This is a genomic window from Devosia nitrariae (assembly GCF_030160115.1).
GTDB lineage: Bacteria > Pseudomonadota > Alphaproteobacteria > Rhizobiales > Devosiaceae > Devosia > Devosia nitrariae.
The window spans coordinates 439,946-464,371 of the sequence record NZ_BSNS01000024.1 but is presented as its reverse complement, the minus strand read 5'-3'; the positions used below and the strand labels follow the sequence as shown (position 1 = coordinate 464,371).

Below are 24,426 nucleotides of genomic sequence, written 5' to 3'. Positions count from 1 at the left end.
TTCAATCGGAACGGGAAAGGCTCTAGCTGCGGCGATGCCTGTGCCGGAACTCACGCGGCGGGCATCCTTCACGTGCGTGGAACAGCCGGGAGAAGTAGTAGGCATCCTCGAAGCCCAACCGGCCGGCGATTTCGCTGACGGGTATATCGGTCATCCCCAGCATCTCCTTGGCCTGATCGAGCTTCAGCTGCAGGTGGAAGGCCTTGGGCGCCATGCCGTAACGAGCCAAGAACTGCCGGCGCAGCGTAGCCGGCGATAGGCCAAACGCGCCGGCGAGATGGGTGAAATCGACTTGGCCCGCGATATCTTCCCGCAGACGCGCGGCGATCTTTTCCGCCACATCAGTGCTGGTCCCGCGCACCGCGGTGCGTCGGCGCGGCCGGACGATCAACTCATGGATAGCAAGGCCCGCCAACGCGTCGCTTTCCTGTGTGTCGGCAAGCAACGCCTCTATGATCTGCGCGAACAGCCGTAAAGCGACCGCGTCGCCTCGCAGCGGCTCAATCGGCCTTTCGGCCGCCAGATATCCGCAGCGCCACGCATCCCGCGACAAGTTTCCATCGAACAGCACCCAGTGCTCCTGCCACGCCTCGCCCTCGCTCGGCCCATAGGTGTGCTCGATCTCCGGAAAGAGCCAGAAAAGGGCAGGAGCCTCGACCGACAGCTTGCCGGTCGCCTCGGTCCATAGAGTTCCACTCCCACTCTCGATCAGGACCATTGCATAGCTCGACAGACGCCGGCGCACCACGGGCCTCATTGCCCTCTGCCGCCCGACACCCAGCACCGCGACCGGTGCTAGTGCTGCGGGACCTGCCGGCGTCCGATAGCTGGCAAACGGCTCACCCGATTTGAGCGAAAAATCCATCTCTCGGTTATGTCCATTTACTTCCACCCAATGCAACAAGAAGATCTCGCCTATTGGCGTACCTACAAACATGATCGAATTGTTGTATGCGATGGCAACTCAGAACCATTTGACGATGCCGATGCTGCGCGCCGGGGGCAGGGCGCTCTCCACCGCGCCCATCCGCATTGGCCATCTCACGCCCAGTGATCCCGGTGACGATCTTGAGAACCTCCTCGCGACTTACCGTCGCGACGGCTACCTCTGGCTCAAGGGTGTCCTCGATCGTGACGAGGTGCTGGCATTCCGCGCCCGAACGCTTTCCCACCTCAATGAGGCCGGCCTCCTCGCGCCGGACACGGATCCGGTAGTCGGGATAGCGGCCGCCGAACCGCCGGGGCGGGACACGGTCAATAAGCTGCTGATGGAGATCGTGCGCTCGGCCGCTTTCGAGTCTTTTTGCGTACAACCGCGGCTCTTTCGCTTTATGGATGCCTTCCTGGACGGGGTCTCCTACCTCCACAAGCGCAAGCTTCTGCGCTACACGCTCCCGCATTCGCCGGGCTCGACGCCCGCCCACTACGACCTCGTCTACCTACGCGGTGGCACGGACCGCATCGTCACCGCCTGGATTCCTATTGGCGACATTCCCTGCAAGATGGGCGGTCTTGTCTATCTGGAAGGGTCTCACGCCCTCGGCGTCGACATGGAGCGCGAATTCTCGGAAGCCAATGCCGACCTTTCACCCGAGGAGCGCATCAGCGCCTACAACAGGAACATGACCGAAGGCGGATGGGTCTCCAAGGACCTGCCCGACATGGCTGAGCGCTTCGATGCGCGCTGGCTCGTTGCTGACTACGATGCCGGAGACGTCGTCCTACACAGCCCGTACATGATCCACGCCGCCACCATCAACGAGGACGAGGAAGGCCGCGTTCGCCTTTCCTGCGATATCCGCTACCAGAACGTGCGCGATGAGATCGATCCGCGCTGGGCCAACCACTGGTCGCTCGACGACATGCTCTAGGCTATGCTGCCGGTAAACCGGAGACGTTCTATGGCCGACATCGTGAACCTGCGCCGGGCGCGTAAACAGAAGGCTCGCTCCGAAAAGGAGGTAACGGCCGCCGAGAACCGTGTCAGGTTCGGCCGTACCAAAGCCGAGCGTGAGCGCGAGGAAGCTCAAAAGACCCTGGCCAACAAGCGGATCGAGGCGCACAAGCGCGACGAGTAGGCCTATGTGCCGATCAGAGGCAGTAGAGCGGCGGCGACCAGCACCTCGGTGCCGGCGAGGCCAACCGAGCAGAAAAGTGTCGATTCATTTCGGTACGAACGTGTACGCAGCGATCCGTCGAGCAGTCGCGAGAGGTCGGCGATGCGCTTCGAGTGTCTTGATCCATCCAGAAAGAACTGCGGTCGATAGGCCTGGGTCTGTTCGGGAGAATCGGTGGCGATGGTGCGGGCCCATTCGGCGACATCCAGTCCGATTTCGTGACCGTCGACCGTCTTGGGCCCCACAGTGGAGACATGGGCATCGGGACGCAGCCAGCCAGCTTCCAGGACGTGACTACGGCTCGTCGTCGCGCAGATGACGATTTCGACGTCGTCCACGGCGTCCCTGGCCGCGGCAACTGGTTGGATGGACAGGTTCAGCCGCTCGCCCATCTCCTTGGCAAAACGCTCTCGGTTGGCGGGGTTCGGGCTGAACACGCGTACCGAACGCAAACGTCTCACCGCAGCGGCAGCTTCAAGCTGCATGCGGGCCTGTCGGCCGCTGCCGATTATCCCGACGGTCTCAGCATCGGGTGCGCTCATGTGGCGGATGGCGACCCCGCCGATCGCGCCGGTGCGGATTTCTCCCAGCCGTGACCCCAGAACGATGCATTCAAGTTCGGCCGAACCCAGCGACCAAACGGCAACGATCTGCGTGTGCGTACCGCCGCCCGCGAACGTGTCGTAGACGCGAAAGCCGGCATGTCCGGCGTCTGCCAGGCTGCCGCCGGTGGTGAAGTGGAGCTCGCCGCGATTGCCGAACGCGACGGCATGGCGAGGGGGAGAGACGAAATTCCCGGCCGCACGCGCCTTCAAGGCCGACTCCACCGCTTCGATCGCCGCCGGCATGAGCGCGGGGCTGAAGAGGTCGTCGTCTGTTAGAATCGTCGTCATCGAGAACTCCTCGACCTATCGATCCCCGCTTCTACGACCTCAGTCGCGATTGAGGTAAAGCGAATTCCTACCCGACACCTACCAGTTCACCTGGCACTCCCCACCATGCGGCACGAACTGCTGGCTTTTGTCGGTATATTGGAAGATCTCGAGCTTGACCCCATTGGGATCCTTGGTCCAGGCCTGCCAAGTGCCGTCGACGCCGAGCTTCTTGTCGGTGATCTCGACGCCTTTGGCGCGCACATGGGCGACCAGCGCGTCGAGGTCTTCGGTTTCGATGCAGATATGGTTGATCTGGTTGTTCTCGGCAAAGCTCGATTCGGTCTTCTGGAAGACTTCGATGAAACTGCGCCCGCCGAAATCGAGGTAATAACCGATCGATTTCTCGCCCCTGAGGAACGTGAAGGCCGTGGGGACTCCCAGGACGTCATGGTAGAATGCCTCGGTCTCGTCGAGGTCGTGGGCGAAGATGCAGACATGGGCGATTTGCTTGACGAGGGGTTTGGACACTTGCAGCTCCTCCGGGATTTGTGCAGCGAGTATTAACGATAATCCGGCGCGTTGGCGAGACTGGAGTCGCCGCTTTGCACGCCTACGAGTCGGCATTAGTTTCGGTGCACCTGATCTTTGGAGGAGAATGACATGGCGCGTGTTGTCGTCATCGGAGCGACCGGTCACATCGGGACCTACCTGGTGCCGAGGCTCGTTACCGCCGGGCACGAGGTCGTGGCGGTCACCCGCGGCAGCTCCCGGCCTTACAGGCCTGCCAGTTCCTGGGCGGAGGTGGAGCACGTCGTGCTCGACCGGTCCGCACTGGAGAAGGAAGGAAAGTTCGGCTCGCGGATCAAGGACCTCAACGCCGACATCGTCATCGACATGATCTGCTTCACGCTTAAAAGCGCGCAGCATCTGGTGGAAGCACTGGACGGGTCGGTCCAGCACTTTCTCCATACCGGAACGATCTGGACACACGGCCACGCGACGGTTGTGCCGACGCCCGAGGATATCGCCAAGAACCCGTTCGGCGAATACGGCACCCACAAGGCCGCCATAGAAAGCTTCCTTCTCGCCAAGGCGCGTCGCCATGGCTTTCCCGCGACCATCGTCCATCCCGGCCACATCGTCGGCCCGGGCTGGGCGCCGCTCAATCCCGCCGGTCACTTCAATCCCGGGGTCTTCACAACCCTGGCGCGAGGGGAACAGCTGGCGCTGCCCAATTTCGGGATGGAGACGGTCCATCACGTCCATGCCGATGACGTGGCACAGGTCTTCATGTGCGCCATCTCCAACTGGGCGGCTTCGATAGGCGAGGCGTTCCATGCCGTCTCGCCCGCCGCCATGACCCTGCGCGGCTATGCTGAAGCCATGGCTGCCTGGTTCGGACAAAAGCCCGATCTGGTCTTCGAGCCCTTCGAGGAGTGGGCCAAACGTCAGGATCCAGACGAAGCTCGGGCCACCTGGGATCACATCGCCCGCAGTCCCAACTGCTCGATCGACAAAGCTCGCACACGCATCGGCTATCAGCCGCGCTACACCTCGCTTGAGGCGGTCGAGGAGGCGGTGACCTGGCTCATCTCCGATGGTCAGGTCGCGCAATGACGGTGAGCGCCGCTTTTTTTGCCGCGCCCTCTTTTCCTTGTCACACACCACGTCTAGACAAGCTGCGAAACCATAGGTGATCCAGCGGGAAGGGCTTGTTCATGTCATCCATCATCCACGTTTCCGGCCGACAGATCTTTGACAGCCGGGGTAACCCGACGGTCGAGGTCGATGTCGTGCTCGATGACGGCAGCTTCGGGCGCGCTGCGGTCCCCTCGGGCGCGTCGACCGGCGCGCATGAGGCCGTGGAATTGCGTGACGGCGGTAAGCTCTATCTCGGCAAGGGCGTCACCAAGGCCGTCGAGAACGTCAACACTGCGATCGCCGACACCATCCAGGGGCTCGACGCCCTCGATCAGCTTGGGCTTGACCAGACGCTCATCGAGCTCGACGGCACCCACAACAAGGGCAAGCTTGGCGCCAATGCCATTCTCGGCGTGTCGCTGGCCGTCGCCAAGGCGGCCGCCGAATCGAGCGAATTGCCCTTCTACCGCTATATCGGCGGCCCCAACGCCCATATCCTGCCGGTGCCGATGATGAACATCATCAATGGCGGCCAGCACGCCGACAATCCCATCGACATGCAGGAATTCATGATCCTGCCCGTCGGTGCCGAGAGCATCGCCGACGCCGTGCGGATTGGCGCCGAGATCTTCCATACGCTCAAGAAAGGGCTCGCTGCCAAGGGTCACAACACTGCCGTTGGCGACGAGGGCGGATTCGCGCCCAACCTCAAATCCGCCGAAGATGCGCTCGGTTTCATCATGACCTCCATCGAGAAGGCCGGGTACCGGCCCGGTGAGGACGTCTTCCTCGGTCTCGACTGCGCTTCGACCGAATACTTCAAGGAGGGCAAGTACGTCATGGAAGGCGAGGGCAGGACACTCTCCTCGGACGAGAACGTGCGCTTCCTCGAGGACCTGGCCTCGCGCTTCCCGATCATCTCGATTGAGGACGGCATGGCCGAGGATGACTGGGAAGGCTGGAAGAACCTGACCGACGCTATCGGCAAGACCGTGCAACTCGTCGGCGACGATCTCTTCGTCACCAACACCGAGCGCCTCGTCTCCGGCATCAAGATGGGCGTGGCCAATTCGATCCTCGTCAAGGTCAACCAGATCGGTTCGCTCTCGGAGACCCTGAACGCCGTCGATACGGCCCACCGCGCCGGCTATACCTCGGTGATGTCGCACCGTTCGGGCGAAACCGAGGATTCGACCATCGCCGACCTGGCCGTCGCCCTGAACTGCGGTCAGATCAAGACCGGCTCGCTCTCGCGTTCGGACCGGCTGGCCAAATACAACCAGTTGATCCGCATTGAAGAAATGCTGGGTTCGTCGGCGAGGTACGCAGGCTTCTCAGTGGTCAAGGGCCGTTGACGACGGCTGGGGAGGGGCCGTGAAGGCGCTCATTTACACGGCCTACGGCCCTCCGGAAACTCTGCGGCTCGAGGACGTGCCCGTCCCCGAGCCGGAAGCCGGCGAAGTGCTGGTGTGCATCGTGGCCGCCTCGATCAATTCCTGGGACTGGGACCTGATGGTCGGCTCGCCACTCGGCCGCATCGGCAGTCCCTTTAAGCCACCGCGCAAGGTGCTCGGCGCCGACATCGCCGGCACCGTCGTTTCTGTCGGAACGGGTGTCGAGCGGCTGAAGCCCGGTGACGCTGTATTCGGCGACCTTTCCGAAGGCAATTGGGGCGGATTTGCCGAATACGTCGCGGCCAAAGCCGATGCCCTTGCCCTCAAGCCCGACACGCTCGGCTTCGCCGAAGCCGCGGCGCTGCCGCAGGCGGGGCTCCTGGCACTGAAGGGTCTGCAGAGACGCGCCTTGAAAGCTGGCGATCGGGTTCTTCTCAACGGTGCCGGAGGCGGTGTCGGCACCTTCGCGATCCAGATCGCCAAGGCTGCCGGCGCTCACGTCACGGCCGTCGACTGTGCCGAAAAGCGCGAGACGCTCCTCGCTCTCGGTGCCGACCGCTTCATCGACTATCGCGAGGACGATTTCACGGCCGAAGGCGAACGCTACGATCTCGTGCTCGACGTCGTGGCCCGCCGCTCGGTGTTCGCCTTTTCCCGTGTCTTGACGCCGGGCGGCCACCTAGTGGTCATTGGCGGCAGCATCGGCACGCTCCTGCAGGTCGCCGCACTCGGTTCGATGGTCGGCCGCAAGCACGGCCAGCGTCTCGAACTCCTCATGCACAAGCCGGCCGTTGCCGACCTCGACGACCTCGCCGCCCGGTGCGTGAAAGGGGAACTGAAGCCCGTCATCGACAGCACCTGGCCCCTGGCCGAAGGCGCTGCGGCTCTCCGCCGGCTGGGCGATGGACTTGCCATCGGCAAGGTCGTCATCACCATGCCGACGCCTGAGGCTACTGGAACGCCGTCTCGGCAAAGCTCCTGAGCTTCCTCGAATGCAGCCGCTCAGCCGGCTGGTCGCGCAGGATCTCCATGGCTTTGAGCCCGATGAGCAAGTGCCGGTTGACCTGCGTGCGGTAAAAATCCGAGGCCATGCCGGGCAGCTTCAATTCCCCATGCAGCGGCTTATCGGAGACGCAGAGCAGCGTGCCGTAAGGCACGCGGAAGCGGAAGCCGTTGGCCGCGATCGTCGCGCTCTCCATATCGAGCGCGATGGCGCGTGACTGCGAGAGGCGCCGGATGATCTCGACCTGGTCACGCAGCTCCCAGTTGCGGTTGTCGAACGTCGCTACCGTTCCGGTACGCATGATCCGTTTGGTCTCGAGCCCCTCGAGCTGGGTTACGTCCCGCACGGCCTCCTCGAGTGCCACCTGCACCTCGGCGAGTGCCGGGATCGGCACCGAGAGCGGAAGATCTGCATCGAGCACGTGGTCCTCACGTACATAAGCGTGCGCCAGCACGTAGTCGCCCAGCTCCTGGGAATTCCTGAGGCCCGCGCAGTGCCCAAGCATGATCCATGCATGGGGCCTCAATACCGCGATGTGATCGGTGATCGTCTTGGCGTTCGAAGGGCCGACGCCGATATTGATCATGGTGATGCCGCGGCTGCGGCCTGCCTTCAGGTGATAGGCAGGCATCTGCGGCGTGCGCCCCGCCGGCGCCCCGACGGTGCCGCCGCCCAGCCGGGAGTTCAGCGTGACGAAGTTGCCGGGCTCGACGAAGCTGTCATAGTGCGGGTGCCCGGCCTTCATGTGCTCGTAGGCTACCCGGCAGAACTCGTCGATATAGAACGCGTAGTTGGTAAAGATCACGAAGTTCTGGAAGTGCTCCGCTTCCGTGCCCGTATAGTGGTTGAGCCGGTAGAGCGAATAGTCGACGCGCGGCGCGGTGAACGCGGCCAGCGGGTAGGGCCCGCCATAGGGCGGCACGAACGTGCCGTTGGCGATCTCGTCGTCGGTATGGGTGAGGTCGGGAGCATCGAACACGTCGCGCAACGGAAGGCCCTGCCCGGCGAGTGCCGCACCGTCGATCTGCGCGTTGGCGGCCAGCGCGAAGTGCAGGGGAACAGGCGTTTGCGACTCCCCGATGTCGATCGTGCCGCCGTGGTTCTTGAGAATAACGGCGAACTGCTCCTCGTAATAAGTGCGGAAGAGTTCGGGCGCCGTCACCGTCGTGCGGTAGATGCCGGGAGTATGCAGATATCCGTAGGGCAGGGTAGACTCGCTCTTGCCGAAACTCGTCGAGCGCACCTCGACCTGCGGATAGCACGCTCGCACCCGCCCCTCGGGAACGATGCCCCGGCTGAGCTTTTCGAGCTTATCGCGCACGAACGCGGTGTTGCGGTGATAGATATGGGCCAGATACTCCCAGGCCGCGGCCGGTTCTGTGAATGACTTCTTTTCGAGCGGGGGCGGGCTGATGGTCGTCATCGGTGTCTCATCGAGGCCGGCTGGCGGCCCTCGTCTCCGGTAAGTGCGGGGATTATCGCGGATTTCGCCTTGTGCATCCGGCATGCCAGCAATCACGGGCGGCGGCAAGCCGCGACGGCTGGCAAAAATGACATTCACCTTTCGGTGATGGCTCTTTTCCTGCCGTATTCGCGCACCATCTTGAATGCAGTTCACTGGCCAAGCAAGCGACCCATGCACCGGTGAATGAGGGAAGTTCCTTTCACCGCTTGTCCCCCAAGCCCTCAACAGCGCGGTGAAACTCTTCCCATTTGGGGCCACGCCTGCAGAGATGCGACGTGGCCCTTTCTATTTGCTGGGATACATCCTTTCGATCGTCGCGATCGACACGCGCACGAGGTCCTGCAGTACGTTGAGGTCGATATCAGCGATCTTGTTGACGTAGAGGCATCCCTTGCCCATGCGGTGCTTGCCAAGTCGGGCGAACAAGTCGGCACATTCCTCATTCTCCGACGCCTCGAGGCAACTCAGATAGATGCTGAACTCGTTCTTGCGCGGCGCGAAACCGATGAGGAAGGTATCCCCTTCGTGTCCGCTCGCGTACCTGTAGTGATAGCGCCCGAATCCGACCATCGAGCCCCAGAGGATCGGCGGTTCACCGGTCACCCGACCCATCAGCTCGACGAGCGTTTGCGCATCGGCGCGCCGGCGCTCGTCCGGAATGGCGGCGATGAAGCTGTCGATGTCGGTCGATGTTGGAACCGTCTTTTGCCCGGCCATCGGCGCCTCCCGCAATCTACGGTGTGACGGGCGGCGACGGGAAGTCCACCGCCACCACCGGATTCATCTCAGAGTCATAGCTCGGGTCGACTTCGTAGTGGGTGAGGACATAATGGTCCTCCGCCAGTTCCCAGGTTCCGCTCGAGCTCGCATCGCCGAGGCCCCGCCAGAGGCTGAAACTCCTGATCGTGCCCGTTTCCGCGTCGATCTCGGAATTGACCAGCACCGGCTCCACGGTCATGCCCGTCACGGTCAGGCTATCGAGCGCGGCTTCCAGGCTGTCATTCTCCATTTTGGCATCGAAGTCCGGCGCAGGGAACTGCAGAGGCAAGACGGCGTCATGTTCCCTGGCAATGAGATAGGCATGGATTACATTATAGGCCCCGCTCATGCAGAAGTAGCGAAAGACCGTAACCTCGTCTGTCTGCTCATCGTAGCCGGGATAGGAAAAGCTATAACGCTCCGGCGCCGGTCTCTCCTCGTCTTCGACGTACCATGTGCACCGTTCGCCATAGCTTGCTGCGAATACCTTTTCCGCTTGCTTGTCGAGTTCGTCGGCGCAGGGAGTGCCAATCAACGCACCGAGGAGCGGCAAAGCGCAAAGCCATGGACGGATCATTTGTGTTTCCCTATTTGAAGGCCCCGAGGGCCGATGGGCTTGTGTCGCCGGACGATTCGTTCCATATCGACCCATCAATAGATTATCTGTTCTATATTGAGCGGCGACAGCGGAGAGCAACCATGGCGGCGACCATTATCGACGGCAAGAGCTTTGCAGAGACTTTGCGCGGACGGGTTGCCGGTCACGTGACACGCTTGAAGGCCGAACATGCACTTACTCCGGGTCTTGCCGTGGTCATCGTCGGCGAAGATCCGGCCAGCCAGGTGTACGTTTCAAGCAAGGCCAAGCTGACCGTCGAGGTGGGCATGGCCTCGTTCAAATACGAATTGCCTGCAGAGACGCCGGAGGCAGAGCTCCTCGCACTCGTCCATAAGTTGAATGAAGACAGTCAAGTGCATGGCATTCTTGTGCAAATGCCCGTGCCGGCTCATATCGACCCCAACAAGGTCATCGACGCCATTTCGCCGGACAAGGACGTCGACTGCTTCACGCCGGCCAATGTCGGCAAGGTGCAGATCGGCCTGCCGGGCCCGGTGTCCTGCACGCCGCTTGGCTGCCTGTTGCTGCTGCGTGAATACCTCGGGTCGCTGGAAGGGCTGAATGCCGTCGTCCTCGGCCGCTCCAACCTCGTGGGCAAGCCCATGGCGCAGTTGCTGCTGCGCGAAAACTGCACCGTCACCATCGCCCATTCGCGCACCCGCGACCTCGCCGAGGTCGTGCGCCGGGCAGACATCGTCGTTGCGGCCGTCGGCCGTCCGCTGATGGTCAAGGGCGACTGGATCAAGCCGGGCGCGACGGTCATCGACGTGGGTATCAACCGCGTGCCGGCGCCGGAGAGGGGCGAGGGCAAGACGCGATTGATCGGCGACATCGACTACGCTGCCGCCGTCGAAATCGCCGGCGCGATCACTCCGGTGCCCGGCGGCGTCGGTCCGATGACCATCGCCTGCCTCTTGGCCAATACCGTCACCTGCGCCTCGCTGATCAACGGACTGGAGCCGCCAAGCGATCTGACAGTTTAGCCATGGTTGCCAAGGAAGCGTACGGCCCCGTCAGGGCTGCCGTGCCGGCTCGAAGAGTTCGATGAGGTTGCCGGAGGGATCCTCCAGTAGGATTTGCTTGCCGCCCCGGCCTTGGACGAGGGTGTTCCTGAACTTGGCGCCTAGCCCGTTCAGCCGCTCGATTTCGGCTTCGAGATCGTCGGATTGAAGCTGGATACGGTTCCAGCCCCCGGGTTGCGGGCTCGAGCCATCCGGCATCTGCTGGCCCGCTCCTCCGGCCCCGGCTGCGTTGAGCAGTAACCTCAGTGCGCCCTTCGAAAGCATGGCAAATCCGGGCCCTGGGTTCGCCTCCACGTTGAAGCCGAGCATGTCTCTATAGAAACCTGCCGCCTCCGCGGCGTCCTCGACGATATAGCGAACACTGATCGTTTCCATACGACCCCTCCCGACGTGGGGGTTCGGACTCAGTCTGGACCGTTGTCACGAAACCCGGCGCTTCGCTGCCCGAGCAGCCGACCCATCGAATACCGCTGCCTGAGGATCGTCAACTCGTCCGTATGAACTTACCCTGCCAGCCTGAATCGCCGAGCCACGGTATGGTCGCGCATTGCTCGGGCCGGCATGCGTCCTTCAAGCGCCGCAACGACTGGCTCCACATCGCCGACCGCCCTCGCATCCAGCAGCACGGCGCCGAACGGCGGCCGCAGGCCTTGGCGCGCAGCCTCCAGCAGATCGAAGAGCAGCGCCCGCACGTCCGTGCGCGCTTCGCAGGCCGGGCAGAAGTCGCCATTGCCGTGTGCATGGTCCGCCTCGGGCCCAAGCTGCAGCACCGCAACACCGGGACCGGGCAGGGACATCGTGCCGCCCGGCCCGACTACCGTGACCGGAATCTTGCGTCCGCCTATGTCGAACGGGCCGCTGGTCATTCAGCCGCCTGGATCGCCGGGCCGGGAATGTAGTTGAGGACCGGTCCGAGCCAGCGTTCGACGTCCTCGACCGCCATGCCCTTGCGCGCCGCATAGTCGAGCACCTGGTCGCGCTCGACTTTGGCAACGCCAAAATAGTAGGCATCCGGATGCGACAGGTAGAGGCCGGAAACCGACGAGCCGGGCCACATCGCATAGCTTTCGGTCAATGTCACACCGACGGCCTTCTCGGCATCGAGCAGTTCGAAGAGCGTGGTCTTTTCCGTATGGTCGGGCTGAGCCGGATAGCCGGGGGCAGGGCGGATGCCCCGATAATTCTCCAGAATGAGCTCGTCGGCGCTCAGCGCCTCATCGGCGGCGTAACCCCAATAGTCCTTCCGCACCTGCTCATGCGTGTATTCGGCCAGTGCCTCGGCGAAGCGATCGGCCAATGCCTTGACGAGGATCGAGGAATAGTCGTCGTTTGCCCGCTCGAAGCGCTCGGCGATGGCCACTTCCTCGATGCCCGCGGTCACCACGAATCCACCGACAAAATCGGCCTTACCACTCTCGGCCGGTGCGACGAAATCGGCGAGCGCCATGTTGGCCTTGCCATCCCGCTTGGTGAGCTGCTGGCGGAGCGTGAACAGCGTAGCGAGCTCGTCCTTGCGCGCCTCGTTCGCATAAAGCCGGATATCGTCGCCAACAGCGTTGGCGGGCCAGAAGCCGATCACCGCCCGCGGCTGAAACCACTTATCGGTGATGATCTGCGACAGCATGCGCTGCGCGTCTTCATAGAGCTGGCGCGCCGCCTCACCCTGCTTCTCATCCTGAAGGATAGCGGGGAATCGGCCTTTCAACTCCCACGTCTGAAAGAAGGGCGTCCAGTCGATATAGCGGGCGAGAGTGGCGAGATCGAAATTCTCGAAGACGCGCGTGCCGAGGAACTTCGGCGTGGGCGGCGTATAGCCCACCCAATCCGGCTTGAAGGCGTTGGTGCGCGCCCTGACAAGCGGCAGGCGCTGCTTCTCGGCTTCGGCTCGCATATGAGCGGCCGCCGCTTTGGCGTACTCGGCCCGCACACCGGCAACGAACTTGTCTTTTTGCTCCGACAGCAGGTTCGAGACGACGCCGACGGCGCGACTGGCATCGTTGACATAGACCGTTTGGCCGCGCTCGTAGCGCGGGTGGATCTTGACCGCCGTATGTACGCGGCTGGTTGTCGCGCCGCCGATCAGCAGCGGGATGTCGAAGCCCTCGCGCTCCATCTCGGCAGCCACATGCACCATCTCGTCGAGGGAGGGTGTGATGAGGCCGGAAAGACCGATGACGTCCACGTTCTCATTGCGCGCCGTCTCCAGGATCTTCTGGGTTGGCACCATGACGCCGAGATCGATGATCTCGTAATTGTTGCAGGCGAGGACGACCCCGACGATGTTCTTTCCGATGTCGTGCACGTCGCCCTTGACCGTCGCCATCAGCACCTTGCCGGCACTCTTGCGCCCGGTATCGCCATTGGCCTCTTTCTCGGCCTCCATGAAGGGCAGGAGGTAAGCAACCGCCTGCTTCATCACCCGAGCGGACTTGACCACCTGCGGCAGGAACATCTTGCCTGAGCCGAAGAGGTCACCGACGACGTTCATGCCCTCCATCAGCGGGCCCTCGATCACATGGAGCGGCCGGTCGAACTGCTGACGCGCTTCCTCGGTGTCGGCTTCGATGAATTCGGTGATGCCATTGACGAGTGCATGACTGATGCGCTCGCCGACAGGCAGTTGCCGCCATGACAAATCCTTGGCCTTGGCCTCGCCGCCAGCCTGTCCCCTGTAGCGTTCGGCAAGTTCCAGCAGCCGGTCCGTCCCATCCTCGCGCCGGTTGAGGATTACGTCCTCGCAGGCCTCGCGCAATTCCGCATCGATGGTCTCGTAGACCGCAAGCTGCCCGGCGTTGACGATACCCATGTCCATGCCAGCCTGGATGGCGTGGTAGAGAAACACCGAGTGCATCGCCTCGCGCACCGGCTCGTTACCACGGAACGAGAACGAGAGGTTGGAAACACCGCCCGAGATGTGGACGTGGGGCAGGGTCGCCGTGATCTGCCGCGTCGCTTCGATGAAGGCGACGCCGTAGCCGTTGTGCTCCTCGATGCCAGTCGCAACCGCGAAGACGTTGGGATCGAAGATGATGTCCTCAGGTGGGAAGCCGACCACTTCGGTCAGGAGCTTATAGGCGCGGGAGCAGATGGCGACCTTGCGCTCGAGCGTGTCGGCCTGGCCGTCCTCGTCGAAGGCCATCACCACCACGGCGGCTCCATACGACCTCACCAGCCGGGCATGGTGCAGAAAAGCCTCTTCGCCCTCCTTCATGGAGATCGAGTTGACCAGCGCCTTGCCCTGCACGCATTTGAGGCCCGCCTCGATCACCTCCCATTTGGAGGAGTCGATCATCAACGGGACGCGAGCGATATCGGGCTCGGCAGCCAGCAGGTTGAGGAACTCGACCATCACCTTTTGGCTGTCGATCAGGCCCTCATCCATATTGACATCAATGATTTGGGCGCCGTTGCTGACCTGATCTCTCGCAACTTCCAAAGCGGCAGCGTAATCTCCGGCGGTGATAAGCTTCCTGAAGCGCGCTGATCCCGTCACGTTGGTGCGCTCGCCGATGTTGACGAACGGAATGTCGTTGGTGAGCGTGAAGGGTTCCAGCCCGGAAAGCCGCAGCCGCGTCTCAACCTGCGGCACCTGCCGAGGAGCATGCCTCCCGACAGCTTCGGCGATGGCCTGAATATGATCGGGCGTGGAACCGCAGCAACCGCCCACGATATTGACGTAGCCGTCACGCGCGAAAGCCTCGATCTGCTCGGCCATGAATTCCGGGCTTTCGTCATACTGACCCATCTCGTTGGGCAGGCCCGCGTTGGGATAGGCGCAGATGAGGGTGTCGGCCGCCTCGCTCAACTCTCCGATGTGTGTGCGCATGGCATTGGCGCCGAGCGCACAGTTGAGGCCGATAGTCAGTGGCTTGGCATGCCGCACCGAGTGCCAGAAAGCCGTCGGTGTCTGCCCCGAAAGCGTACGTCCGGAAAGGTCGGTGATCGTGCCCGAGATCATGATCGGCAGCCAGCGGCCCCGCTCGGCGAATACCTTTTCGGCCGCGAAGATGCCGGCCTTGGTATTGAGCGTGTCGGTGATCGTCTCGAACAAAAGCGTATCGGCGCCACCGTCGAGCAGCCCTTCGATGGCCTCTCCGTAAGCCTCGACAAGTCCATCGAAGGTGATCGAGCGGTGCCCTGGATTGTTGACGTCTGTCGACATGGACGACGTCTTGTTGGTTGGCCCGAGTGCACCGGCGACGAACCGGCGCTTGCCATCCTCGGCGGTTGCCCGTTCGACAGCCCGCCGCGCTACCCGCGCGCCCTCGAGGTTGAGTTCGTAGATATAGTCCTCGAGCCCATAGTCGGCCTGCGCGACGCTGGTACACGAGAACGTGTTGGTCTCGACCATGTCGGCCCCCGCCTTGGCATAGGCGTAGTGGATATCCTCGATGGCCTGAGGCTGGGTGAGGATCAGCAGATCATTATTGCCACGCAACGGCAGGTGCCAGTCCTTGAATCGCTCACTGCGGAAGTCCTCTTCGGTGAAGTTCAAGCGCTGGATCATCGTACCCATGGCGCCGTCGAGAATTAGGATGCGTTCGCGCGCAGCAGCTGTGATTGCCTCACGCACCTCCGCCCCATCGGGTAGGGCGGTTGCCGAGTATCGTGCGCTCTCGCCGTGGGTGCTCATGGATATTCGTCTTTCTTCCAGAATTTCGCTCCACCATCTCCGGCGGATCACATAAAGATATCTTTATATCACTTTAGCCACAAGGGCGGAGCCGAGACAGCGTTCCCAAACCCTCCGCCGGGCACGCAAACTTTTGCCCCCTTAACGACCTTTCAACCACTAGCGGCTTCTATGCGCGCTCGTTCTTCGCCATTGAGTTAAATTGCTGGCATTTCAATCCGAGCGTACTTTGCCAAACCGCATGTCCTACCGCACCTGCCGCCTTGTTGTCCTGACGGCCGCGGCCGCAACGGTCCTGACCGCCTGTTCAGGTATGGGTCTTGGGCCGACTGTCAAGCGCGCCGCCTTTTCTTCGTCCGAATATGGCGTCGCCGTTTCGCCGCGCGTTACGCGCGATCCCAACCCACCTAAGGGTGGCGGCCGCCACCTCGTTGGCAAACCGTACACGGTCCGCGGCAAGACCTACCACCCGCAAGAGAACCCTTCCGACTACGCCGCCGCTGGCGAAGCCTCCTGGTACGGAGCCGACTTCCACGGCCGCCGCACCGCCAATGGCGAAATCTTTTCGGCCAATGCCATCACCGCCGCGCATCCGACCTTGCCGCTCCCGTCCTATGTGCGCGTAACCAACCAGCGCAACGGCCGCTCGCTTGTCGTGCGCGTCAACGACCGGGGGCCCTATATGCCCGGCCGCATCATCGACCTCTCCTACCGCGCCGCCAGTATGCTGGGGTATGTCGGCAACGGTTCGACGGACGTCCAGGTTGAATATGTCGGGCCGGCGCCGCTCAATGGCGACGATACCCGCATGCTCGTCGCCAGCTATTCCGGACCGGCTTATCAGGAGACCGGCCCGACGCGCGTCGCCTCAGCCGGCGACCGTTCGCTCGTCGGCATGACGACCAACTTCATCAACGATCTCTTCTCCTATGCGCAAACGACGCCCGAGGAGCAGGATGCCGCAATCACCAGCGCCCATGCCGCGGTCAATGCGATGGCCGGTGAGGCGTTCGAGCTGCGCGAGGCGATGCGGGCCTACGATGCCGATGCCCGTGCCGTCGGCATTGCTCTCGGCGTCTTCGCTAATCCCGACGGGGCGGTTGCCGTCGCCGAGGCGTTTGCGGTTCTTGGCGCCGTCGATGAGGAGCAGGTGGAGATCGCCGGTGCGCCAGCCACGCGTCTGACGCTGACACATCTGAAGCCCGGTGTTGCCGGCGACGATGTTCTCGGCCTTGCCCGCGGCCTTGGCCTCAATGACATCAGCCTGTAATATCTGCCCTATCGGTAGTTGGTGATGCGGGCAGGGCCACCATGCTCCCCGCCGGACGGTGGTTGATGCGATACGTGTCGCAAGTGCTGGTGATACTCGTTGCCGTGTTCGGCGTGTCAGGCCAAGCGGTGGCTCAGGTGCAGTTCGAGACAGCCGCCAGATACGCGCTCCTCGTGGACCACGAGTCCGGAACAGTGCTGTTTCAGGAGAATGCCGACGAGCCTATGGAGCCGGCCAGCATGGCCAAGCTCATGACGATCGCTGTGGTGTTCAACGAACTGCGTTCCGGGCGCCTTTCGCTCGACACTGAGCTCTTCGTTTCCGAGAATGCCTGGCGCAGGGGCGGAGCAGCCTCCGGTGGGTCGACCATGTTCGCCGAGCTCAACTCCAGGATCAGTGTCGAGAACCTTTTGCGTTCGGTCATCATCCAGTCCGGCAACGATGCCAGCATCATCCTTGCCGAAGGTATCGCAGGCACCGAGAGTACCTTCGCTCTGATGATGAACGAGCTGGCCGCCGAGATTGGCCTCACCGGCTCGCATTTCACCAATTCGACCGGGTTACCGGATCCAGACATGTACGTAACTGCCCGCGATCTGGCGACGCTGGCGCGCTACCTGATCCGCGAGTTCCCCGAATACTATCACATCTTCTCCGAGCCCGAGTTCGAGTGGAACAACATCAAGCAGTCCAACCGCAACTCGCTGGTCGAAATGGGGATCGGTGTCGACGGCCTCAAAACCGGTCACACCGAAGCGGCCGGCTATGGATCGGTGGTCTCCACTGACGAGGGCGGCCGCCGGCTCATCGCCGTGGTCCACGGCCTCGACAGCATGAACCAGCGCACCGAGGAGGCCCGGAAACTCATCACTTGGGGGACCCGCGCCTTTGAACGCATACCTGCTTTCGCCGCGGGTCAGATCATCGGCTATGCCGACGTCTACGGCGGCGAGGATGGGAGTGTGGGCCTCATCGGCGAAGGTTCGGTCGATCTTTACCTGCCTCGCGGCTCGCGCCGGTGCCTGACCGCCGACATAACCTACCAGGGGCCGTTGCTGCCCCCGGTCGCCACCGGCGAGCGTGTCGCCGAGCTGCGTGTCTATTGCAATGAGCAACTCATCCAGGCCGCACCGCTCTACGCGGCCGACGACGTGAAGCAGGGCGGCATCGTGCGCCGCGCCACTGACGCGATTAAGCAGCTTGCCCTGGGTTGGCTCTAAGGCGAGATGCGAGAAAATGGGAACCGGTTCTCGCGGTAAGTTCCGCGACATCAAGGTCGGAGCGCGCGATCCGTCTCTGTCAAATCGCATCACGCTCTGACGGGTTGTTTGCCGCTACCACACAATCGATATTGTGGTATCTGCAGACCATCGTCCAAACCCAGGAACCTATAGACCAATGCCCGAACCGCGCTATTCCAGCGGCGCCCGCTTTATCACCTTCGAAGGGGGGGAGGGCGTTGGCAAGTCGACCCAGGTGAGGCGGCTTCTGGCCCGTCTCAACCGCGCCGGGATAGATGCCGTGCGCACCCGGGAGCCGGGCGGCACTCCCAAGGCAGAAGCCATCCGCTCCTTCATCTTGCAGGGCCGCTCGGAAAGCTGGGGCGCGGGTGCCGAAGCGGTGCTTTTCGCCTCGGCCCGCCTCGACCATGTCAATGAGTTGATCGCGCCCAACCTTGCCGCAGGCCGCTGGGTCCTTTGCGACCGCTTCCACGATTCCACCCGCGCCTATCAGGGGCTGACTGGTGGAGTCGACGACAAGCTGATCGGCGCGCTTGAGGAGCTGGCGCTTAATGGCTACACGCCCGACCTGACGATCGTGCTGGACATGGACCCGGACGTCGCCTTCCGCCGCGTCGAGACACGCGCCGTCGAAGACGGCCTCGCCGTCACCGGCGACCGCTTCGAAAAGGAAGACCTCGTCTGGCACCGGCGCCTGCGCGAGAACTTCCTCGCCATTGCCCGCGACAATCCCGAGCGCTGCGTCGTCATCTCCGCTGATCAGCCCGAGAGTGCACTCGAAGAGGCCATCTGGCAGATCGTTTCCACCCGCTTCGCCCAGCAACTCGCCGAGCACCAGGCTTGACCGTTCCGGACGCCATCGCCGACGTCGCGCTGCCCGAGCAACAAGTCGGAGTAGTGGGACACCATGCCGCCCGCGCGTCCATCAACGCCCAGCTTGCCGCCGGCCGGTTGCCCGGCGCCATTCTGCTTCACGGACCGCAAGGAATCGGCAAGGCCACGCTCGCCTTCACCCTGACGCGTGAGATACTCACTGCTACGGGTGACGAAGACGCCCATCGCGTTGACGAACAGATCGCCGCTGGCGCCCATCCCAACGTTCAGGTGCTGCGGCGCAGGCCGCGCGAGGGCAGGGGCTTTTATACCGTCATCCGTGTCGAGGACGTGCGCGAACTGCGTGAAGAACTGCACATGACACGCGGGCGGTCCGGCCACCGGATCGCCATTGTCGACGCGATCGACGATTGCAATCCGAGCGCTGCCAACGCCTTGCTTAAAACTCTCGAGGAGCCGCCGCCTGAAACGACGTTCCTCCTCGTTTCACACCGACCGCGCCAGTTGCTGCCGACCATCCGCTCTCGCTGCCATAACCTCGCGTTGCGTCCGCTGGCCGACGCCGAGGTGTCAGCCGTGCTGCAGGCGCAGCGGCCCGACATCGAACCCGACGAACTCGCCCAAGCCGTCTCGCTCGCCGGCGGCCGGCCGCGGCGCGCCTTCGAAGCGCTGGGGCTTGGGGCGGACAGCCCCCTTGGTGCCCTTCAGGCGTGGCTGCGCGCGCCCGCCGCGCATCCAGCTGCCGCGCATCTTGCCCTCGCCGATGCGCTGGCAGCGGATCGCGACAGCCCCGATCTCTCGTTTGCCCGCGAAATACTGACCGATTGGGTGGCCGGCGAGGCACGATCGGCCGCTGTCCAGACGGACCGGATGCGCCTTGCCTCCGCGAACGAGCTATGGGAGAAGGCTGACGCCCTGTTTGCCGAGACCGACGCGCTTAACCTCGATATGAGGCAGACGCTCGTAACTTTCCTCGACGCCATCAGAAAACACGTTCACGCCACATCCTCCCCGGCCACCCAGCAATGACCGCCAAACCCTTCTACGTCACTACAGCGATCTCCTATCCCAACGGCGCCCCCCATATCGGGCACGCCTATGAGATGATCGCGACCGACGCCATCGCCCGCTTCAAGCGGCTTGAGGGACGAGACGTGTTCTTTCTGACGGGCACGGACGAGCACGGCATCAAGATGCTGCAGACGGCCGCCGCCCAAGGCGTGCCGGTGCGCGATCTTGCAGACCGCAATGCCGGTGAGTTCAAGCGCCTTGCCGAGGTGCTCGATGTCTCCAACGACGATTTCATCCGCACTATCGAACCTCGCCACCTTGCCTCGAGCCAGGAAATCTGGAAGCGCATGGCCTCCCACGGAGCCAATGGCGACATTTACCAGGACTCATACGAGGGGTGGTATTCGGTCCGCGACGAGGCCTATTTCGACGAGGACGAGCTGACCCAGGGGCCGGACGGCAAGAAGTATGCGCCTTCGGGCGCGCCTGTCGAATGGGTGGTCGAGCCCAGCTATTTCTTCCGCCTCTCGGCATATCAGGATCGGCTCCTCAAGCTCTATGAGGACAACCCGGATTTCATCGCACCCAAGGAGAGGCGCAACGAGGTCATCTCGTTCGTCAGGGGCGGCCTCCAGGACCTCTCCATTTCCCGGACGACCTTCGACTGGGGCATACCAGTACCGGGCGCGCCCGGCCATGTGATGTATGTCTGGATCGATGCGTTGACCAACTACATCACGGGCATCGGCTTTCCCGATGACACGTCCGAGCAGTTCCAGAAGTACTGGCCGGCCAACCTTCACGTCATCGGCAAGGACATCATCCGTTTCCACACTGTCTACTGGCCGGCCTTCCTGATGAGCGCCGGGCTGCCGGTGCCGCAGCGGGTCTTCGCTCACGGTTTCCTGACTGTCGACGGCCAGAAGATGAGCAAGTCGCTCGGCAACGTCATCGATCCGTTTGCACTCGTCGAGGAATTCGGTGCCGATTCTGTGCGTTTCTTCTTCCTGCGCGAGGTCTCTTTCGGCAACGACGGCGACTATAGCCGCAACAAGCTGGTCAACCGATCCAACGCCGATCTCGCCAACAACCTCGGCAATCTGGCACAACGCTCACTCTCGATGATCAACAAGAACTGCGATGCCAAGGTGCCGCAACCGGGAGAGCCGACTGAGAGCGACAAGGCCGTCCTCAAACTTTCCGACGACGCGATTGCCGCGGCCGTCAAGGCCATGGACGAACAGGCCATTCACGAGGCCGCCGCCGAAATTGTCTCGGCCCTCGGCGCAGCCAACAACTATTTCGCTGGCGAGGAGCCGTGGGCGCTGAAGAAGACGAATCCGGCGCGTATGGCGACTGTCCTCTATGTGACAGCCGAGCTCGTTCGCCGCCTGAGCATTCCGATGCTTGCGTTCACGCCCGGCTCGGCCACCAGACTCCTTGACGCTCTGGCCGTTCCCGAGGATAGGCGGCTTTTGGCCTTCGCCAACGAGACCGGCGCACTGACGCCCGGCACCGAGCTTCCTGTCCCGCAGCCGGTGTTTGCCCGCTTCGAGCGCACGGACGAAGCCTGATGCTGATCGACAGCCACTGCCACCTCGACTTCGATTCGCTGGCCGGCGATCTCGATGGCGTGATGGCGCGCGCCGCCGAGGCGGGGGTGGCCGGCATGGTGACGATATCCACACGTGTGGAGAACTTTTCCACCTACGTCGCGCTCTCGGAACGTTTCGCGAACGTCTGGTGCTCGGTCGGCACGCATCCGCACAACGCGCACGAGGAACTGCACATCGCGTCCGAGGATCTGATCCGTCTTTCCGCCCATCCTAAGTGCGTTGCCATCGGCGAAGCCGGCCTCGATTACCACTACGACAATTCCCCTCGCGATGCGCAGACCGAAGGTTTCCGCCGCCACATCGCGGCGGCCCGCGCCACGGGTCTTCCACTGGTTATCCACAGCCGAGAAGCAGACGACGACATGGCCCGGATACTCGAGGAGGAAACGGAGCAGGGGGCTTTCCCCTTCGTTCTGCATTGCTTCTCGTCGGGCGCCGACCTCGCGAGGCGGGGGCTGGCCCTGGGTGGCTATGTCTCGTTCTCGGGCATCGTCACCTTCAGGAACGCCGAGGAGATCCGCGCCGTCGCCGAATTCGTGCCGGCCGACCGCTATCTCGTCGAGACGGATGCGCCTTATCTTGCGCCCGTGCCACACCGCGGAAAACCAAACGAGCCAGCTTTCGTAAGGCATACGGCCGAGCGACTGGCCGAGGTCCGCGGCATGGAGTTCGAGGCGCTCGCCCGGGAGTCGACCGCCAATTTCGCCCGGCTGTTCTCGAAAACGGGGCTGGCCTGACCGTGCCGGCTGCCACCCGCATCACCGCAACCGTCCTGGGCTGCGGCTCGTCCGGCGGCGTACCGCGTATCGGCAACATCTGGGGCGCCTGCGATCCCGACGACCCCCGCAACCGGCGCCGGCGCTGCTCACTGCTGATCGAAGGCCGTCGTGAAGACAGCGACGGAGTAACCCGCATCCTCGTCGATACCGGCTGCGATCTGCGCGAGCAGCTGCTTGATGCCCACGTCGACCGTATCGATGCCGTGCTTTACACCCATGAGCATGCCGACCACACCCATGGGATCGACGATCTTCGGGTCCTGGCGCTGCATACACGCAAGCGGGTCGAGGTCTATTTCGCCGAGACGGCGGGCGAGCGTATCCGCGAGGCCTTCGGCTATTGCTTTGCCGCGCCGCCAGGAAGCGACTATCCGCCGATCCTCAACGCCAATATTATCCGCACCGGCCAATCCCTCAGCATCGACGGCCCCGGTGGTACCATCACCGTCGAACCGTTCGAGCAGGAACATGGCGGCATCATCTCGCTCGGCTTCCGCGTTGGCGGCTTTGCCTATTCCTGCGATCTCTCCGGCATCCCCGAGCGGTCGGCAAAATCCGTCACCGGCCTCGACGTCTGGGTGGTCGACGCCTTGCGCCCGACGCCGCACCCCAGCCATCTGAGCCTGCCGGAGACGCTCGAGCTCGTCGGACGCTTCGCGCCGCGCCAGGCGATCCTGACCAATCTCCATATCGACATGGATTTCGCGACGGTCGATGCCACGACGCCGGCCAATGTGACGCCGGCCTATGACGGGATGCGGATCGAGGTCGTCGTCGAGGAAACAGCGGCAGCGCAGTAGCTGTATCAGTCGCCTTGTTACTGCCTGTGCGCTGGAAGTCGCCGACGACGCTCATATGGCCTAGAGGTGACTTCTTTTCGAGCGATCCTGCAAAGCGTTATGACTTTGGGAGTTGGATACGTGTACGAGGCGAGGCGGCTGCCGAAAGAACGAAACGGAACATGCTATGAAAGCTGGTGTCTTTGGACTGGGGTCTATGGGTTATGGCATCGCTTCGTCGCTTTTGCGCGCGGGGCATGAAGTCTGCGGCGCAGACATCAATCCGAATGCCGTCGAGCGCCTTCAGGCCGCCGGCGCAACCACGGACAGCATCTCGGTTTCGGCACCAACCCTCGATGCAGTGCTGGTGGTGGTGCTGAATGCAGCACAGACCCAAGAGGTCCTCTTCGGCGCGGACGCGATCGTGCCAAAGTTGCCCAAGGGGGCGGTAGTCATCTGCTGCGTGACCGTGGCGCCTGACTTTGCGCGGGACATGGCCGCTCGCTGCGCCGGCTATGGCGTCCATTATCTCGACGCCCCGATTTCCGGAGGCTCGGTCAAAGCAGCTGAAGGCCAGCTGTCGATCATGGCCTCCGGGACCCCGGAGGCGTTTGAGACGGCGCGACCGATCCTGGACGCCATAGCCGAAACGGTGTTCGAATTGGGCGACACCGCCGGCGCGGGATCGGCGATGAAAGCGGTCAACCAGATGCTGGCGGGCGTGCATATCGCGGCGATGGCGGAAGCCATTACTTTCGGGATGACTCAGGGCGTGGCCCCGGAAACCTTCCTCAAGGTGATTCCGAAATGCGCGGGAACCAGCTGGATGCTGGAAAACCGGGCGCCCCACGTCGTTGAAGGCGATTACGCGCCGCACTCGGCAATCGACATCTGGCCCAAGGATCTGGGCATCGTGTTGGACGTTGCGCGGGCTTCGCGGTTTTCCGCGCCGATAGCGGCGGCGGCATTGCAGCAGTTCGTCGCTGCCTCAGGGATGGGCTTGGGCCGGGAAGACGACGCTGCCGTGGCCAAGGTCTACGCGCGCAATGTCGGACTGAAGCTGCCTGGCGGGGCCTGAGCGGTAGGTGTAGACGACATCCGATCCCAGTTTCTGCCAGTTTGGCGCAATTGAAAAAGTTCCATAATATATATTATGCGAATCTCTGACGTGCGCGTGGCACGTCCCCGCGCGGCGTGCCTACACAATCCAATTGGGCACTGGCGAGAGTATCTAATTTCACACTGCCCCGCTTCTGGCAACGAGACGTCTTGCTCAAGTCGTCGCGTAGCGTCGACCATTCCCAGAGGCTGCAACTGATCGTGTCTTACGGCGACCACCGCTGTTGAACCTTTCCGCGCCGTGCCTTA

General features: G+C 62.9%; 23 protein-coding genes. 14 read left to right on the top strand and 9 right to left on the bottom strand.

The window, feature by feature from the left end:
* Positions 1 to 22: 22 nt before the first annotated feature.
* Positions 23 to 904 (bottom strand): helix-turn-helix domain-containing protein, encoded by an 882-nt coding sequence (locus tag QQK18_RS25275; protein ID WP_284343163.1) that lies wholly within the window; start codon positions 902 to 904, stop codon positions 23 to 25.
* 31 nt (positions 905 to 935) lie between these two features.
* Here QQK18_RS25275 and QQK18_RS25270 point away from each other — a divergent pair, with 31 nt between their 5' ends.
* Positions 936 to 1,871: a phytanoyl-CoA dioxygenase family protein gene (locus QQK18_RS25270; protein WP_284343162.1), complete on the top strand. Its 936-nt coding sequence runs from the start codon at positions 936 to 938 to the stop codon at positions 1,869 to 1,871.
* 30 nt (positions 1,872 to 1,901) lie between these two features.
* A complete protein-coding gene (locus QQK18_RS25265) occupies positions 1,902 to 2,078 on the top strand; it encodes a DUF4169 family protein (protein ID WP_284343161.1) in 177 nt (58 codons plus the stop codon).
* A 2-nt stretch (positions 2,079 to 2,080) separates the two neighbouring features.
* Here the strand turns inward: QQK18_RS25265 and QQK18_RS25260 are convergent, their stop codons facing one another.
* Together QQK18_RS25260 and QQK18_RS25255 are read right to left on the bottom strand one after the other, a co-directional pair.
* Positions 2,081 to 3,010 (bottom strand): ornithine cyclodeaminase family protein, encoded by a 930-nt coding sequence (locus QQK18_RS25260; protein ID WP_284343160.1) that lies wholly within the window; start codon positions 3,008 to 3,010, stop codon positions 2,081 to 2,083.
* Positions 3,011 to 3,088: 78 nt separating this feature from the next.
* The gene (locus tag QQK18_RS25255) at positions 3,089 to 3,520 is read right to left on the bottom strand and encodes a VOC family protein (protein WP_284343159.1); all 432 of its coding nucleotides are present in this window, start codon (positions 3,518 to 3,520) and stop codon (positions 3,089 to 3,091) included.
* Positions 3,521 to 3,652: 132 nt separating this feature from the next.
* Here QQK18_RS25255 and QQK18_RS25250 point away from each other — a divergent pair, with 132 nt between their 5' ends.
* The 3 genes from QQK18_RS25250 (at position 3,653) to QQK18_RS25240 (ending at position 7,009) form a co-directional block, all read left to right on the top strand.
* Complete coding sequence (locus QQK18_RS25250) at positions 3,653 to 4,609, top strand: NAD-dependent epimerase/dehydratase family protein (protein ID WP_284343158.1); 957 nt, start codon at positions 3,653 to 3,655, stop codon at positions 4,607 to 4,609.
* Between the two features lie 101 nt (positions 4,610 to 4,710).
* On the top strand, positions 4,711 to 5,988 hold the full coding sequence (eno, locus tag QQK18_RS25245; RefSeq protein WP_284343157.1) for a phosphopyruvate hydratase: 1,278 nt from the start codon (positions 4,711 to 4,713) through the stop codon (positions 5,986 to 5,988).
* Between the two features lie 19 nt (positions 5,989 to 6,007).
* A complete protein-coding gene (locus QQK18_RS25240; protein ID WP_284343156.1) occupies positions 6,008 to 7,009 on the top strand; it encodes an NAD(P)-dependent alcohol dehydrogenase in 1,002 nt (333 codons plus the stop codon).
* Here the strand turns inward: QQK18_RS25240 and QQK18_RS25235 are convergent.
* The 3 genes from QQK18_RS25235 to QQK18_RS25225 form a co-directional block, all read right to left on the bottom strand.
* On the bottom strand, positions 6,978 to 8,453 hold the full coding sequence (locus QQK18_RS25235) for an AMP nucleosidase (RefSeq protein ID WP_284343155.1): 1,476 nt from the start codon (positions 8,451 to 8,453) through the stop codon (positions 6,978 to 6,980). The two genes, QQK18_RS25240 and QQK18_RS25235, sit on opposite strands and share 32 nt — an antisense overlap.
* Before the next feature lie 327 nt (positions 8,454 to 8,780).
* A complete protein-coding gene (locus tag QQK18_RS25230) occupies positions 8,781 to 9,212 on the bottom strand; it encodes a DUF1801 domain-containing protein (RefSeq protein ID WP_284343154.1) in 432 nt (143 codons plus the stop codon).
* Between the two features lie 16 nt (positions 9,213 to 9,228).
* Positions 9,229 to 9,831 carry a DUF1176 domain-containing protein gene (locus QQK18_RS25225; protein WP_284343153.1) on the bottom strand — a complete coding sequence of 201 codons (603 nt, stop codon included), beginning with the start codon at positions 9,829 to 9,831 and terminating at the stop codon, positions 9,229 to 9,231.
* A gap of 122 nt (positions 9,832 to 9,953) precedes the next feature.
* On the opposite strand from QQK18_RS25225, the gene folD reads away from it, so the two are divergent.
* Positions 9,954 to 10,856, top strand: a complete 903-nt coding sequence (gene folD, locus QQK18_RS25220; RefSeq protein ID WP_284343152.1) for a bifunctional methylenetetrahydrofolate dehydrogenase/methenyltetrahydrofolate cyclohydrolase FolD — start codon at positions 9,954 to 9,956, stop codon at positions 10,854 to 10,856.
* A gap of 30 nt (positions 10,857 to 10,886) precedes the next feature.
* Here the strand turns inward: folD and QQK18_RS25215 are convergent, their stop codons facing one another.
* The 3 genes from QQK18_RS25215 to metH form a co-directional block, all read right to left on the bottom strand.
* Positions 10,887 to 11,270: a VOC family protein gene (locus tag QQK18_RS25215; RefSeq protein ID WP_284343151.1), complete on the bottom strand. Its 384-nt coding sequence runs from the start codon at positions 11,268 to 11,270 to the stop codon at positions 10,887 to 10,889.
* A 128-nt stretch (positions 11,271 to 11,398) separates the two neighbouring features.
* Positions 11,399 to 11,761 carry a hypothetical protein gene (locus tag QQK18_RS25210; protein WP_284343150.1) on the bottom strand — a complete coding sequence of 121 codons (363 nt, stop codon included), beginning with the start codon at positions 11,759 to 11,761 and terminating at the stop codon, positions 11,399 to 11,401.
* Entirely contained in the window at positions 11,758 to 15,528 is a 3,771-nt protein-coding gene (gene metH / locus QQK18_RS25205) for a methionine synthase (protein ID WP_284343149.1), read from the bottom strand. Before metH ends, QQK18_RS25210 begins: the two co-directional genes overlap by 4 nt.
* Before the next feature lie 241 nt (positions 15,529 to 15,769).
* Here metH and QQK18_RS25200 point away from each other — a divergent pair, with 241 nt between their 5' ends.
* From QQK18_RS25200 to ltnD, 8 genes are all read left to right on the top strand, one after another.
* Positions 15,770 to 16,798, top strand: a complete 1,029-nt coding sequence (locus QQK18_RS25200; protein ID WP_379995051.1) for a septal ring lytic transglycosylase RlpA family protein — start codon at positions 15,770 to 15,772, stop codon at positions 16,796 to 16,798.
* A 65-nt stretch (positions 16,799 to 16,863) separates the two neighbouring features.
* Positions 16,864 to 18,018: a D-alanyl-D-alanine carboxypeptidase family protein gene (locus QQK18_RS25195; protein WP_284343148.1), complete on the top strand. Its 1,155-nt coding sequence runs from the start codon at positions 16,864 to 16,866 to the stop codon at positions 18,016 to 18,018.
* A 178-nt stretch (positions 18,019 to 18,196) separates the two neighbouring features.
* The gene (gene tmk, locus QQK18_RS25190; RefSeq protein WP_284343147.1) at positions 18,197 to 18,883 is read left to right on the top strand and encodes a dTMP kinase; all 687 of its coding nucleotides are present in this window, start codon (positions 18,197 to 18,199) and stop codon (positions 18,881 to 18,883) included.
* Entirely contained in the window at positions 18,880 to 19,902 is a 1,023-nt protein-coding gene (locus QQK18_RS25185) for an AAA family ATPase (protein WP_284343146.1), read from the top strand. The genes tmk and QQK18_RS25185 overlap by 4 nt, the downstream gene beginning before the upstream one ends.
* The gene (metG, locus tag QQK18_RS25180; protein ID WP_284343145.1) at positions 19,899 to 21,458 is read left to right on the top strand and encodes a methionine--tRNA ligase; all 1,560 of its coding nucleotides are present in this window, start codon (positions 19,899 to 19,901) and stop codon (positions 21,456 to 21,458) included. The genes QQK18_RS25185 and metG overlap by 4 nt, the downstream gene beginning before the upstream one ends.
* A complete protein-coding gene (locus QQK18_RS25175) occupies positions 21,458 to 22,237 on the top strand; it encodes a TatD family hydrolase (RefSeq protein WP_284343144.1) in 780 nt (259 codons plus the stop codon). Before metG ends, QQK18_RS25175 begins: the two co-directional genes overlap by 1 nt.
* Before the next feature lie 2 nt (positions 22,238 to 22,239).
* Complete coding sequence (locus QQK18_RS25170) at positions 22,240 to 23,079, top strand: MBL fold metallo-hydrolase (RefSeq protein ID WP_348523255.1); 840 nt, start codon at positions 22,240 to 22,242, stop codon at positions 23,077 to 23,079.
* A 166-nt stretch (positions 23,080 to 23,245) separates the two neighbouring features.
* Positions 23,246 to 24,136 carry an L-threonate dehydrogenase gene (gene ltnD / locus QQK18_RS25165; RefSeq protein WP_284343143.1) on the top strand — a complete coding sequence of 297 codons (891 nt, stop codon included), beginning with the start codon at positions 23,246 to 23,248 and terminating at the stop codon, positions 24,134 to 24,136.
* Positions 24,137 to 24,426 lie beyond the last annotated feature (290 nt).